Source organism: Clostridium sp. BSD9I1, assembly GCF_900185645.1.
Classification (GTDB): domain Bacteria; phylum Bacillota; class Clostridia; order Clostridiales; family Clostridiaceae; genus Clostridium_AK.
Genome location: NZ_FYAM01000005.1, coordinates 42,629 through 57,329, shown reverse-complemented (window position 1 = coordinate 57,329; position 14,701 = coordinate 42,629). Strand labels below are relative to the sequence as shown.

Genomic DNA, 14,701 nt, shown 5'->3' with positions numbered 1-14,701 from the left:
CTAACCATCACCATTTTCAAACAACCCTAATATTTCTTCATCACTTAAAGCTGCAAAGCCTTCACCTCCTGAAAGTTCGTCTCCCATCAATTGTGAAATTAGCTTTTTCTTTTCTTCTTGAAGTGATATAATTTTTTCCTCGATAGTTCCTTCAGCTATGATTTTTATTACTTCTACCACATTTTCTTGACCAATTCTGTGTGCTCTATCTGTAGCCTGTTCTTCAACTGCTGGGTTCCACCAAGGATCAAAGTGGACCACCACATCTGCTGAAGTTAAATTCAACCCCGTTCCTCCAGCTTTTAAACTTATTAAAAATACTGAGTTCTTCCCATCATTAAAGGCCTTTACCATATTCATTCTCTTCTCTGAAGGGACAGAACCATCTAGATAACTAAAAGATATTGATTCTAACTCAAGTCTTTTCCCAATGTTTTTAAGCACAGATGTAAATTGTGAAAATACAAGTATCCTGTGGCCTTCTTCTATACTTTGAAACAAGAGTTCCACAAGGGCTTCTATCTTTCCGCTGCCCCCAGTATAATCATCCATGAGTACCTTTGGGTCTAAGCACAGCTGTCTTAGCTTTGTTATGTAAGAAAGTATTTCTATCTTGCTATTTTTAAATTCGTCATCACGTACCTTTTTTTCAATAAGCTCCACTGCATAATTTGCATAAGCTTTATATACCTTCTTTTGCTCATCATCTAAACTCACAAGTAGCCTTTTTTCTATTTTATCAGGCAATTCTTTTATAACATCCCTTTTTCTTCTTCTAAGAATAAATGGCTTTATAAGCTTATTTAATTCTTCTAAAACCTCTGGACCTTCTTTAAGTTTTTTATGATATCTTACGCTAAATCTCTTTTCATCATATAGATATCCAGGCATTATAAAATCAAATATAGACCATAACTCCATAAGAGAATTTTCAATTGGTGTACCTGATAATGCAAATTTTGTTTTTGCATTTATATCTTTTACTGATATAGCATTTTGAGAATTTGAATTTTTTATATATTGAGCTTCATCTAATATGCAATAATCAAATTCTATGGTCTCATAAATATCTGAATCTCTCTTTAATAAATTATAAGTTGTTATTACTACATCATAAGTTTTTATATTTTTAATTATTTCTTCCCTTTCCTCTCTTAGTCCGTTAATGGCAACTGCCTTAATAGATGGTGCAAATTTTTCAAATTCATTTATCCAATTATATACTAATGATGTAGGAGCTATAATTAATGACTTCTTCCCTTTGTTGGATAATATAAAAGCAATAGTTTGAAGGGTCTTACCAAGTCCCATTTCGTCTCCTAAAATCCCTCCAAAGCCTAAATAATCTAGAGTTTTCATCCAATTATATCCAACCTTCTGATATTCTCTTAAGCTTCCCTTTAAGTCCTTTGGGACCTCAAACTTTAATTTTTCTATATTCTTAAATTTATCTCTTATTTCTTTTAATTCTTTTTTGCCTTTTATATACCTAATATCATTTTCATCTAAATAATTATCTATGAAAACTCCCTTACTTTTAGATATTTTAATATTATTTTCATCTATATCATCATGAGAAACCACATCTAAAAGCTTCAAAAACTTATTAAGTTCTAGTTCCTCTAAGTCAAGGTATTCTCCATTTTCAAGCTTGTAATATTTTAAATTATCTCTAAATGCTCTTAATATTTTAGAGGTCTCTTGAGGTGAAATATCCCCTATTTTAAACTCCATTTCAAAATAATTGTACTTACCAGATTTAATATCTCCACTAATACCCTTTTTACCAATAGATTTTATACCTTTGAAGTTCTCGGAATAATATACATCCCCTATTTCCTGTAGCTTATCTATTTCACTTTTAAAAAACCTAAATATGTAGTCATCTCCCATTAATAAATAAAATTTTCCTGCTACTGCTTCAAATCCAAATGCTCTAAGGCGTGAGATAACATCATGTTCTTTTTTAGAATCTCTGTATATAATTTTCTCATTGTAATCTTCAAATATGTTAAATTCAAAGGCCCCATACCTAACCTTTAAAGTAAGATTAATATTTTTCCCTTCCTGATCAAAATAAAAATTAAACTTACACTCATCCATTACTATTTTATCTTTTATATTTTTGGTTAATGTAATGTTAGAAGATAAAAATTTAAGATTTGGAATTAACTTTCGTAATATAGTCTCTTCCTCCTCTCTTGGAACTGTGACAACTCTTACTCCTTTAAGCACTTCAAGATATGGTGTTATTTTATAACAAAACTCATAGTCTGGTAAATATATTGTTGATCCATATAAAAAAACATCATTTTTAGAGCCTAAACTCATTGGCATTCCATCTGGAGATTTAAGCACATATTCACTCTTTACCATTTTTAAATCAAATTTTATAGGCGGAGATTCATTTAATATTTCGGTTTCAACAGCCCTATAAAAAAATCCTTCATTTAAATAAACTCTGTGACTTTTTATAGTATAAAAAAATTGCCTTACTAAATATTGGGGTATATTGATATACTTACCATTTACGGCTTTTTTTTCAGTTCTATTGATATATTTATGAGGGCCTTCTATTTCCTTTAACATAATAACAAAATCAATAATTCTCTTATCCTTTGTACTAAGTCTTTGATTTCTAATATCAAATGTAAAGTTTTTACTATATTTTATAGGAACTTTGTTATAGTAGTAAGTTAAAAACTGATCTATATCCTTTAAAACATAAAGACTATTAGAGCTCATAGAGTTAAGTCCTATCTTAAATTCCGCTGTAATGTTACCATTAAATTCATTTTTATTTATATAAATCTCTAATTTTATTTCATCCTTATATTTTTCATCTTGTAAAAGCATTTCTAAAGTACTATTTTCATTTTTAAATATACTTTCCTCGAGATTTTTCACTATTAAATTTTTCTCTTGTTCTTCTTTTAAAAGAGGATGTTTTGTTAATTCATCTAAGCATTTATAGAAAGTTGCAACTAAATGTTTACAACAATAATTTTCCTTTTTAAATTCGTTATTTTCATAATCCTTACAACTGCAAGAAGTGGAGAAAATACTTTTCTTTTCAGCATCCATTTCAATTTTTGTACTGTATTCATTAAAAAGATTTTCAGAAATAACATTTCCATCTATACAAATTAAATTTTCTTCACTAGTAATATTTATAGAAGAAACCAAATCATTATCCAGCACTATTTGTCCCTTATCATAATTCTTACCACTAATCCCCTTGCTAAATATTTCTAATAACATTTCCCTTCTCAATATATTCTCTCCTAACTTTAAAACTTTTGGGACGGTTAACAATTTAGCTAACCGTCCTCATCTATCTTCTTAATCCATAAATATTATTATACCACTTTTTATAGTTAATAATAGGGACGGTCAACAATGACTCTCATAACGTCTATTGCTAACCGCCCCTATTATTTAAAATCTATTCTTCATCATAAAAATCTAAGTATGAATATTTTTTTCCGTCCTTTACCCAGCCTAAAATGGAATCCATTCCAACATTTTGTGCTGATTGGAATATAGATTTTTCTACATCTTTAAAGTTCTTCTTTAGATCTTTAATTAAATTTTTTATTTCAGTACGTTTACCTGAAATCTTACTAGCTGCTACCATACAACCACAGTTCATAGGAGAAATTCCAGCATTTAATGTATAACGTCTAATATCATCTTCATGGATATAGAACATCGGTCTAATTAATTCTAAACCTTCAAAGTTTTTAGCTTTTAATTTAGGTCTCATAGTTTGAAAATTTCCAGAGTATAATACATTTAATAAAGTTGTTTCAATAACATCATTAAAATGGTGACCCAGCGCTAATTTATTACATCCAAGTTCCTTTGCCTTATTATATAATGAACCTCTACGCATTCTTGCACACATATAACATGGATAATCCCTTGCAATCCTATCTACAACTTCAAAAATTCCAGAGTCAAACATTTTAACTGGAATATTCAAATACTCACAGTTACTTAACAGCATCTCTTTATTACTTTCATGAAAACCTGGGTCCATTGCAATAAACTCTAACTCAAATTTAGTCTTTGAGTGTATTTGAAATTCTTGGAATAGCTTTGCCAAGAGCAAACTATCCTTACCTCCAGAAATAGCTACTGCAACTTTATCGCCTTCATCTATTAATTTAAAATCGCTAATTGCTCTAATAAACTTAGACCATATTCCTTTTCTATATGTTTTAATTATACTTCTTTCTATATCTTTCAATGGCTTTCTTTCATTTATCGGAATTAATAACTCGCAGCCTTCTCCTGCTATACTATTATTACTGTTATTATCACTCATTCTATCACCTCATGTTGGAACGTATAATTATAAATCTTATTCTTTTCTATTTTAGTGCAAAATACTTATAATTTCAATGTTATTTATCACAATCCATAAATTAAATGGATTTAATAAATTGTTGTTAACCGTCCCCACCTTAGGCAACCTTAGACAGTTCTTTTTTACTTCTTTTTTTCTGATATAATCTAAGAGCTGTAGTTAAAGCACCAATTGCACATATTATTGCCGCGGAAATATACACAATTCTCATGCCATAAATAAATACGTCTTCTCTACCTTGAACAAAACTTGAAACCTTATACCCAATTTTATAACTCATTCTGTTGTATAATAAAGTTGTTGAAAATGAGACTCCAAAAACCATTCCTACATTTCTTACTAAAGCATTGACGCTGCCTGCAATACCAAGTTTATGCTTTGGTACAGTAGACATTACTAAAGAAGTGTTTGGGGATTGGAATAGTCCATTTCCTAAAGATAGTATGGATACAAAAATCATCATAACTCCTATAGTTGAATACTCATTTAAGGTAGACATAAATATTAACCCTACTGCTGTAAACGAAATCCCTAGAAATGTAAGAAATTCTGATCCAATCTTGTCTGATAAGTACCCACTAATTGGAGCAACTACAGTTAAAATTAGAGGGTAAACCATCATAAACAATCCTGTAGATGAAGGTGATAATTTTATGACTTCCTGAAGGTAGAATGGTTGAATGATATTTATACAGCTAATTGCTGCAAATGAAATAAATGCACAAAATACACTTATTGAAAATAATTTATTTTTAAAAATATCTAACTGCAATAATGGTGACTCTGTTCTTTTTTCAAGTATTATAAATGCTGTAAATGAGCCTATTGCTAATATAAATCCTAAAATTATCATGAAATTATTATACCCAATTTCCTGGCCCTTTGTAACACACATAAATAATGAAACAATTGCTACTAAAAATAAAAATGCTCCTTTAATATCTAACTTTTCATTTACTCCATCATTGGACTTAGGTAAAAACTTCATACCAAATATAAATATTAAAATTCCTATAGGTACATTGATTAAAAATATGTATTGCCAGCTTGCAACAGATACTATGAAGCCTCCAAGTGGGGGGCCTACTAGTGTTCCAAGTGCAACAAATGTCCCTGATATTCCGAGTGCTCGTCCTCTTTCTTCTGCTGGGAATACATGAGTTATAATACCCTGATTTGTTGCCATGGTTGCTGATGCTCCAATAGCTTGTACCACTCTAGAAACCACAAGCATAGTTAATGTACTTGAAATGCCACAAAGCAATGATCCTATAGCAAAAAGTACAAGTCCCCATTTAAACACAGTAGTCTTTCCTTTTATATCTCCAAGCCTGCCAAAAACTAAAATAGTTGCTGAAATAACTATTAGGTAACTTGTTACCACCCACTCTATTGATGACATAGTTACTGATAGCCTTCTTGCCATAACAGGCAAAGCAACATTGACAATACTACCATCTAAGCATGCCATAAATGGCTGCATAACAACGATAAGGAGTATTAGCCATCTGTTCTTATAAATATTATCCTTTGTATTTTCCATAGTTTATAAAATCCTCCACTATTATTTTTAGCTAATATTAAATGCATAATAGTTAATACTTTGTTTAGAAGATTTATTCGCAAAAATTCCTCACAAAATATTAACTATTAAATATTAAAGCTTATTATTTAATTTTATCAAATTGGCTTATCATGTCAAACTATATCAGTGCATATCACTCTTTGTTAATCATTTAATTGTTATTAATATTCTCTATTCTCCGCTGGCAGCTGAGAATTGGCTATTATAAAGATCAGCGTAAAATCCGCCATTCTCTAAAAGCTCATGATGATTACCTTGCTCAATGATAGTTCCGTTGTTCATAACAAGTATTAAATCTGCATCACGAATTGTTGATAATCTATGTGCAATAACAAAGCTTGTTCTTCCCTGCATTAAGCTATTCATAGCCTTTTGTATTTGTACTTCTGTTCTTGTATCAACGCTTGATGTTGCTTCATCAAGTATTAATATTGAAGGATCTGCAAGTATTACACGAGCAATAGTCAGAAGCTGTTTTTGACCTTGTGAAATATTAGAAGCTTCTTCATTTAATATTGTGTCATAACCTTCAGGTAGCGTTCTAATAAAATGATCTGCATGAGCAGCTTTTGCAGCTCTAACTACATCTTCAAAGGTTGCATCTTTACGGCTATAGGCTATATTATCCTTTATAGAACCTGTAAATAACCAAGTATCTTGAAGTACCATTCCAAACATGCTTCTTAAATCTCCACGTTTAAAATCTTTTATATCTACTCCATCAATTAAAATTTTGCCACCTTGAATTTCGTAAAATCTCATAAGTAAATTTACAAGAGTAGTTTTTCCCGCTCCAGTCGGCCCTACTATTGCAACGGTTTGGCCAGACTTTACATCTATATTCATATTTTCCATCAGTGTTACAGTTTCTTTATATCCAAACTTAACTCCTTCAAACTTAACGCCGCCCTTTAATTCTCCTACTACGTTAAGTTCCCCATTATTTAAATTTTTCTCTTTTATTTCATTGTTTTTAAGGTCAATTATCTTAGCATTCTCTTCATCAGGCATTTCCTCAACTTCATCCAATATTTCAAAAACACGTTCTGCTGCTGCTACAGTGGATTGTAAAATGTTTGCTATATTTGCAGTTTGAACTATCGGCTGACCAAATTGTCTTGAGTATTGAATAAATGCCTGAATGTTTCCTACTGTAATTTTTCCATTAGTTACAAATATACCTCCAACTACAGATACTAAAACATAACCAATATTATTTATAAAATTCATCATAGGCATTATTATACCTGAAATAAATTGAGCCTTCCAACCTACATTATAAAGTCTTTCATTTATTTCATTGAATTCATTTATAGCCTTTTCTTCATGTCCAAATACCTTTACTATTTTATGACCAGTATACATTTCTTCTACGTGTCCATTAAGCTCTCCTAAAGCCTTTTGCTGTTCTTTAAAATAATTTTGAGACTTTTTAGCTATAAGTATTGTAACTAGTACAGAAAGCGGTAATGTTGTAATAGTAACTAAAGTAAGCATTGGGCTTATAGTTAACATCATAACTATTACTCCAACAATAGTTACAATAGATGTAATAAATTGTGTTAAACTCTGCTGAAGAGTTGATGCAACTGTATCTAAATCATTGGTTACTCTGCTTAATATTTCTCCATGAGTACGGGAATCAAAGTACTTAAGTGGCAATTTATTAAGCTTTTCATTTACATCTTTACGCATATCAAAAACAGTATTTTGTGCAACTCCTGCCATGATATATTGCTGAATATAACTGAATAAAGCACTGATTAAATAGAGTCCTATAAGTATTAAAATTATCTTCCCAATATAGTCGAAGTCTATTTTAGGACCATGTTTACTAATAAATGTCCAAAGTTCTGGGTCGATATTTGTAACGTCTACCTTAGGAGCTGCTGTCCCTTTAGCCGCTTCTGGATTGGCCATGGCTCCAGTTATCATTTTTCTAAGAGACTCCGGCAAATCCGGCATCTTTAAAGTATTTACTATATTTTCAGGCTTAAATAAATCCATGGCATATTTCCCTTTAGCCATCAGGCCTTCAAATAACTTGGTTGTAGCATTACCCATAATTTTAGGACCTACAATACTAAAAATTGTACTTATAATTGCTGTTATAAATACTATTATAAGATTAAACTTCCTTGGCATTAAATACTTCATAAGTCTTTTTAGCGTTCCTTTGAAGTCTTTTGCCTTTTCTACAGGTGCTCCCATGGGACCACCGCCGTGTCCTGGTCCCCTTCCTGGCCTCCCTAGTTTTTGTCCTTTATTTTCACTCATGCTAATTCCTCCTCACTAAGCTGTGAAGATACAATTTCTTTATAAACTTCACAAGATTTTAAAAGCTCTCTATGAGTCCCAATTCCTGCAATTCTGCCTTCATCTAAAACTATAATTCTATCTGCATCCATTACAGTACTTACTCTTTGAGCAACTATAATTACCGTTGATTCCTTAGTTTCTCCCTTTAGGGCGCCCCTAAGCTTTGCATCAGTTTTAAAATCAAGAGCTGAAAAACTATCATCAAATATATATATTTCCGGTCTTCTTATAAGAGCACGTGCAATGGATAATCTCTGTTTTTGTCCACCAGACACATTGTTACCACCTTGGGCAATTACAGCATCATATCCCTCTTTCATGTTATTTACAAATTCAGAGGCTTGAGAAACTTCAGCTGCATGCTTTATTTCATCTTCTGTTGCATCTTCCTTACCATATTTAATATTTTCACTAATAGTTCCAGTAAACAGCACTGCCTTTTGTGGCACAAATCCTATCTTTTTTCTAAGATTCTCTTGAGACATTTCTCGAATATCCACACCATCAACTAAAATTTTTCCACTTTGGATATCATAAAAACGCGGAATAAGATTTATAAGTGTTGATTTACCAGAACCTGTACCCCCAATTATTGCAGTTGTTTCTCCTGGATTTACACTAAAGGAAATATCCTTTATGGCTGGCTGCTCTGCTCCTGGGTAGCTAAAGGTAACATCCTTAAATTCTACATATCCCTTTCTACCATCAGTATTTCTAGGATTTTTAGTATCAGTAATTTCTGGATCAATATCTAGCACTTCATTAATTCTAACCGCTGAAGCCTCTGCACGAGGTATCATAACAAACATTATTGCAACCATAAGGAAAGAAAACATAATTTGCATAGCATATTGTAAAAAAGCCATCATATCTCCAACTTGTATATCTCCAGTATCAATACGAAGACCACCAAACCAAATAATTGCAATGCTTGTAAAATTCATTATTATCATCATAACAGGCATAACAACTGACATCATCTTATTTACTTTAATAGCAGTTGTAGTAAAGTCATAACTTACCTCTTCAAAACGCTCTTTCTCATCTTCAATACGATTAAAGGCACGAATCACCCTAATTCCTATTAAGTTTTCACGAAGTACAAGATTTATCTTATCAACTTTTTTTTGCATTACTTTAAATAAAGGCACTGCCTTTTTTGCTACTAAAAATATAACTAATCCAAGTAGTGGAATTGCAACTGCAAGCACTAAGGATAACTTTTTATCCTTTGATAAAGCCATAATAATTCCACCAATGGCCATTATAGGAGCACTAACCATCATACGCATTATCATAACTGTAACTTGCTGAATTTGTGTAACATCATTTGTAGTTCTTGTAATCATAGATGAAGTTCCTATTTTATCAAACTCATGAAGTGAGAACCTCTCTCCTTTAACAAAAACCTCTCTTCTAATATCTCTACCAAATGCTGTAGCAACTTTGGATGATAAAAAGCTTGATAAAATTACACATATAGCACTTGCAAATGCTACAAGAAGCATAAATCCTCCAATTTTCAAAATGTAATCTGTATCCCCTTTAACTATACCTGTATCAACAATGTCTGACATTAATGTAGGTAAGTAAAGTTCAGCCATGGACTGAAGAAATAAAAGAATCAAAACCATAGCTACATATCTTTTGTAAGGCTTCAAAAACCTAAACAATTTAATCATAAATTTTCATCTCCTTTAAACTAATCAATAACATCAAATAATTATGGTTGCATGCCAATGTAATACTTTTACTAATTTGCACTAGTGGTTAACTATCCTCATTTTCTTGCTTTTCCATACAATGGTTGTTAACCCTTCCCACTTTATCTTCTAAATTATCCTTCATCTGCATTAGAAGCCTTTTAAGCAGTATTTTTTCTTCTATAGTAAAATTTTCAAAGCACTCTGATTCTATAATCTTCATTAGTCCATGAACCGTTTCATAAGCTTCTCGACCCTTATCTGTGAAATATGCTCTAGATATTCTTTGGTCATTTTCATCGGGCCTGCGTTCTAAAAGCCCTGCATTTTCCATTCTTTTCAGCATAACTGTAATTGTAGCAGGTTTAACCCTAAGCTTTTCAGCAAGTTCTTTTTGACTCTGCCCGTCCTTAATATGTAGTGCAAAAAGCATGGGTGGCTGGCCAGGGTATATATCAATTGTATTTAATAAAGAATGTACACGATGAAAGTGAAGCTTCATCACCTGAGAAAACACATGATATAATGAATCCTTTTTAAAATCCTCCATTTTTAATTCCTCCTATGTTAACAAATCCTCAATATGCCTAAATACCTATACAAGCTTAAATTTAAATTAGCCGACTAAGTAATTAGTTTAGCACCGACTTACTCCTTAGTCAACTATATTATTGTATTTAACAAAAAATACATATGCAAAAAATTATTAGCCAACTAACAATTCAATTGATTTATAAAGTTGTTAATCCCCAACTTGTGGAAACATTAAGATAAGCAGAGATGGTTCCCAACAAATGCATTGTTTAGTTTTTATTTTTGGTATGTTTTGCTATGCTAAAAAGGGATGGTTATTGTAATTACAATAACCATCCCTTTAAAATTAAAATTTGTTGTTCACCGTCCCAATTTTTCTAATAAGCCGTTCTCTTTAATGCTAATTGAATAGAATTATAAAGTATCACTCCAACTAAAGTGTTAACTATAGTTGCAGGAAGCACTACTGTATACATTAAAATTGAAAACGGAGCTGGTAATCCAAAGATATAAAATGCACTTCCTAGAAAAATAGTACCACTAATTACTGTTCCTATAACTGAAACTAATGCCATCTGAAATTGATTATTTAACTTTTTATCTGTAATTTTAAACATCAAGTATACAATTTGTCCAGTAACTAATTTATCTATAACATTTGGAATTTGTCCTCCTGGAAAGGTGGTAGTTGCAGCAGTAAGTATTCCTGATGCAATGCTAATAATTACAGCAAGTTTATAATCTTTACTAATAAGTATAGTTATAAACATCATAGTAAGCAAAATATCAGGCTTCATCCCAAATAAAAGCGGTGGAGCAACTTGATGTAAAATCAAACCTATGGCTAAAAGAAGTGAATTGATAATAATTTTTTTTAAATTCATAATAAATAACCCCCTAAATATTTCATAAAATCTTATAGTTTTTTTATAAATTAACCAATGCCAATCAGATATATCTTCATTTCAAACCATAGTACTCACCTCCTTACATCATTTATACATGATTTATAAAAATTTTTAATTTCGTTGTAAATCATCACATCTCAACTAATTGAGATGTTTCATTTAATATTTTAGAAAATAAAAAAACCCTCACCCTAAAAAAATTAGGGCGAAGGTATTATTCGCGGTACCACCTAAATTATGCAAAAGCATATCTCTCAATCAGACACTAACATGTCCTATCCACTATAACGGGTGGCCTCCGTTAAGTACTACTAATTTAAGATTTCGCTTAAACTTTCGGCTTACTTCTAAATGGTCCATTCACTACATGACATCGTATTGAGATTCCACCATCCTCAACTCTCTGAAACTAGGCAATATAGCTACTCTTCCACTTCAATGAATTTATTAAAACAAATTATTTACGTTTAACTTTTTACCATCTTACCACTTTATATAAATATTGTCAATGCTATTTTAAATCATTAACATCTACAAATTTTAGAATAGCAAACCGAACTACACCAATATTTCTACTCCATCCTTTGTAACAGCTATAGTGTGTTCCCATTGAGCTGATAGTGAACCATCCTTAGTAATTACAGTCCAACCATCTTCAAGTGTAACACATTCATAGCTGCCTTCGTTTATCATAGGTTCTATGGTGAATACCATTCCAGGCAACAAAAGTACTCCCTTACCAGGTCTTGCAAAATGATCAACATGAGGCTCTTCATGAAATTTTAAACCTACTCCATGACCACCTAAATCTCTTACTACAGAGTAACCTAGTTTATTACAGTAACTTTCTATAGCTCTTCCTACATCATTAAGATCCCCATAAGGTTTTACTGCATTAATTCCTATATATAAAGCTTCCTTTGCTGCTTCTACAAGTTTAACAGCTTTTTCACTTGTTTCTCCTACTATAAACATTCTACTTGCATCAGAATAATATCCGTTTAGTATAGTACTTACATCTACATTAATAATATCACCATTTTTTAAAACTCTATCCTCTGGTATACCGTGACATATAACATTATTTATAGAGGTACATACACTTTTAGTGAAGCCAAAATAATTTAATGGGGCTGCAATCCCTCCACTTTTAATGGTATACTCACTAACCCAGTTATCTATTTCATTAGTAGTTATTCCTTCTTTAATTCTCTCTCCAACAATATCTAATATTTCATTAGTGATCTTACCACTTTTTCTTATACCTTCAATTTGTTCTGGGGTTTTTATTATATTAAGGGGAGGTATTATAAATCCTTGTTCTTCATAATCATATAACTTGTTATCCTCTTCGAAATGACACTTTTTATACTTTTTCCCACTACCACACCAACATAAATCATTTCTATTCGGTCTTTTCATTTAGAACATCTCCAATCAAATATTTAATCCTACAACTATTATGAAATATATTGCTTGTCAAAGTCAACCCTTTAAGTTAAGGAAAAGTTTGATACAAAATAGCATTCCTTTAGATATTCAAAGTACGCGGTTATTGATTATTTTAGTAATCGTCCCTGAAACTAAAATTGTTGTTAACCTTCTCTAATTATTTTCCTCAATTTCCTTATTCTTAATGTCTTTGCTTGTAAAAAACTTATTCTTTAAAAATTTTATATCTTCATCTATAAATCTATGTTTAACTGCTTTCACATCAAATCTAAATAGCTTAAATGCAAATTGCACAAAGTATCCTATACTTAAAGATATAATCACAGTTCCTACTCCTACAAATCCTCCCAGCATGTATCCTATAATTGATACACATATCTCAATTGAATTTCTAATAAACCTAACAGATTTATTAGTTCTTTTAGTAAATGCAACCATAAGTCCATCCCTTGGTCCTGTGCCTAATCCTACTCCAATATAAAGATAACTTCCTATCCCAATTATAAACAATCCTAAGAGTATCATTAAAACACTTGCTATGCCCCCATACACCATAGGCACAAAATCATTGATTAAAAGAATGTCCATAAAAATTCCAATAAATATCATATTAGCAACAGAAGACCATCCTATTCTTTCCCCTAGCTTGCAATTTATTATAAGCAAAACTGCTCCTACTGCAATATTTGCTTGTCCCAGAGTTATAGGAACCTTTCTCACAATCCCTTGATTTAAAACATCCCAACATCCAACTCCTATATTTGCATTTAATGTCATAACTACACCTAAAGCAAAGAGAAAAAGTCCGAAAAAAAGTCTAAAAACTTGTAATATAATCTTTTTCAAACATTAATACCTCCTGTATAAGTTTTTATCTATATACTATAAATTATATATTTTTACTAATACTTAAGCTTCCTATTTTGATCTTCAACCCTCTATATGATTATATTGTATATATTCATATAATCATACAATACATTTTATGCATTATGTATTATCTTATATATCACAATCTAAAAAACTACATAGGTGTAATCTTGAATTTTTTTAAAAGTATTGTATCCTCTTACTACTTTTTCAAAATGAAATATATAGAGCTTAGTAAACATTTGATAAATTCCTCCATATTATAATCTTGTATCATTTTTAATACGGAGGGATTTAATGCATATTTTATCAATTCTCTTTTTTGCTATATCTTCAAGCAGCGATAGTCTTATTGTCGGGTTTAATTATGGAGCAAAAAAAGTCAAAATAAATTTAATTAATAATTTTGTAGTATCCTTTATTGCCGGTATGGGAACTTTTTTAGCAATGATATTGGGAAAATTACTCACAAAGTTAATTCCATTAATGTACACAAATATAATAGGAAGCAGCATATTAATTCTATTAGGGCTGTATCTATTAATAGTTTCATTAAAAAAATGTGCAAATAATGACAATAATTCAGAAGAATTAAGTGAAGATATGTGTGAAATTTGCCGCTATGAAGCTGCACTTAGAAGTCCAGAAATAATAGATACTAATCACTCTAAAACTATTGAGTTTAAAGAATCTATTATATTGGGCATTCTTCTCTGTTTAAATAATATTGGCTTTGGGATAGGCGCAAGTATTACAGGGTTAAATATTTATACAACATCAATATTCTCAATACTTTTTAGTTTAGTATTTATTTCATTCGGATATTACATTGGTGAAAAGATATTTTCTAATAAATTATCAAAATACTCAGAGATAATTTCTGCATGCATCATTATAGCTCTTGGATTATACGAGTTATTTATTTAAATTTGACTCTAAAAACAAGAGTGCAAAAATC

Annotated in this window: 10 protein-coding genes and 1 other annotated feature; of the genes, 1 reads left to right on the top strand and 9 read right to left on the bottom strand. The window is 30.9% G+C overall.

The features are described from left to right. The 9 genes from BSD9I1_RS02525 to BSD9I1_RS02485 all read right to left on the bottom strand — a co-directional run bounded on the left by BSD9I1_RS02525 (position 1) and on the right by BSD9I1_RS02485 (position 13,719). Positions 1 to 3,276 (bottom strand): DEAD/DEAH box helicase, encoded by a 3,276-nt coding sequence (locus BSD9I1_RS02525; RefSeq protein WP_186429070.1) that lies wholly within the window; start codon positions 3,274 to 3,276, stop codon positions 1 to 3. A 169-nt stretch (positions 3,277 to 3,445) separates the two neighbouring features. Beyond that, entirely contained in the window at positions 3,446 to 4,330 is an 885-nt protein-coding gene (locus BSD9I1_RS02520; RefSeq protein WP_035311581.1) for a tRNA 2-thiocytidine biosynthesis TtcA family protein, read from the bottom strand. A gap of 139 nt (positions 4,331 to 4,469) precedes the next feature. After that, positions 4,470 to 5,915, bottom strand: a complete 1,446-nt coding sequence (locus BSD9I1_RS02515; RefSeq protein ID WP_186429000.1) for an MFS transporter — start codon at positions 5,913 to 5,915, stop codon at positions 4,470 to 4,472. Between the two features lie 213 nt (positions 5,916 to 6,128). Then, on the bottom strand, positions 6,129 to 8,234 hold the full coding sequence (locus BSD9I1_RS02510) for an ABC transporter ATP-binding protein (protein ID WP_186428999.1): 2,106 nt from the start codon (positions 8,232 to 8,234) through the stop codon (positions 6,129 to 6,131). Beyond that, positions 8,231 to 9,958, bottom strand: coding sequence for an ABC transporter ATP-binding protein (locus tag BSD9I1_RS02505; RefSeq protein ID WP_186428998.1), 1,728 nt, complete (start codon positions 9,956 to 9,958; stop codon positions 8,231 to 8,233). The genes BSD9I1_RS02510 and BSD9I1_RS02505 overlap by 4 nt, the downstream gene beginning before the upstream one ends. Before the next feature lie 88 nt (positions 9,959 to 10,046). Then, positions 10,047 to 10,529, bottom strand: a complete 483-nt coding sequence (locus BSD9I1_RS02500) for a MarR family winged helix-turn-helix transcriptional regulator (RefSeq protein ID WP_186428997.1) — start codon at positions 10,527 to 10,529, stop codon at positions 10,047 to 10,049. A 361-nt stretch (positions 10,530 to 10,890) separates the two neighbouring features. Further along, positions 10,891 to 11,397: a tryptophan transporter gene (locus tag BSD9I1_RS02495; protein ID WP_186428996.1), complete on the bottom strand. Its 507-nt coding sequence runs from the start codon at positions 11,395 to 11,397 to the stop codon at positions 10,891 to 10,893. Positions 11,398 to 11,619: 222 nt separating this feature from the next. Next, positions 11,620 to 11,869 (bottom strand) — a binding site (T-box leader). Between the two features lie 110 nt (positions 11,870 to 11,979). Continuing rightward, positions 11,980 to 12,843 (bottom strand): methionyl aminopeptidase, encoded by an 864-nt coding sequence (locus BSD9I1_RS02490; RefSeq protein WP_186428995.1) that lies wholly within the window; start codon positions 12,841 to 12,843, stop codon positions 11,980 to 11,982. Between the two features lie 183 nt (positions 12,844 to 13,026). Beyond that, positions 13,027 to 13,719 (bottom strand): YitT family protein, encoded by a 693-nt coding sequence (locus BSD9I1_RS02485; protein ID WP_186428994.1) that lies wholly within the window; start codon positions 13,717 to 13,719, stop codon positions 13,027 to 13,029. Between the two features lie 321 nt (positions 13,720 to 14,040). On the opposite strand from BSD9I1_RS02485, the gene ytaF reads away from it, so the two are divergent. Further along, a complete protein-coding gene (ytaF, locus tag BSD9I1_RS02480; protein ID WP_186428993.1) occupies positions 14,041 to 14,670 on the top strand; it encodes a sporulation membrane protein YtaF in 630 nt (209 codons plus the stop codon). Positions 14,671 to 14,701: the final 31 nt, after the last annotated feature.

Coding starts and splice junctions, on each gene's coding strand:
- BSD9I1_RS02490 (WP_186428995.1), bottom strand. CDS start 12,843: ATGAAAAGACCGAATAGAAATGATTTATGTTGGTGTGGTAGTGGGAAA.
- ytaF (WP_186428993.1), top strand. CDS start 14,041: ATGCATATTTTATCAATTCTCTTTTTTGCTATATCTTCAAGCAGCGAT.
- BSD9I1_RS02520 (WP_035311581.1), bottom strand. CDS start 4,330: ATGAGTGATAATAACAGTAATAATAGTATAGCAGGAGAAGGCTGCGAG.
- BSD9I1_RS02505 (WP_186428998.1), bottom strand. CDS start 9,958: ATGATTAAATTGTTTAGGTTTTTGAAGCCTTACAAAAGATATGTAGCT.
- BSD9I1_RS02510 (WP_186428999.1), bottom strand. CDS start 8,234: ATGAGTGAAAATAAAGGACAAAAACTAGGGAGGCCAGGAAGGGGACCA.
- BSD9I1_RS02515 (WP_186429000.1), bottom strand. CDS start 5,915: ATGGAAAATACAAAGGATAATATTTATAAGAACAGATGGCTAATACTC.
- BSD9I1_RS02495 (WP_186428996.1), bottom strand. CDS start 11,397: ATGAATTTAAAAAAAATTATTATCAATTCACTTCTTTTAGCCATAGGT.
- BSD9I1_RS02500 (WP_186428997.1), bottom strand. CDS start 10,529: ATGGAGGATTTTAAAAAGGATTCATTATATCATGTGTTTTCTCAGGTG.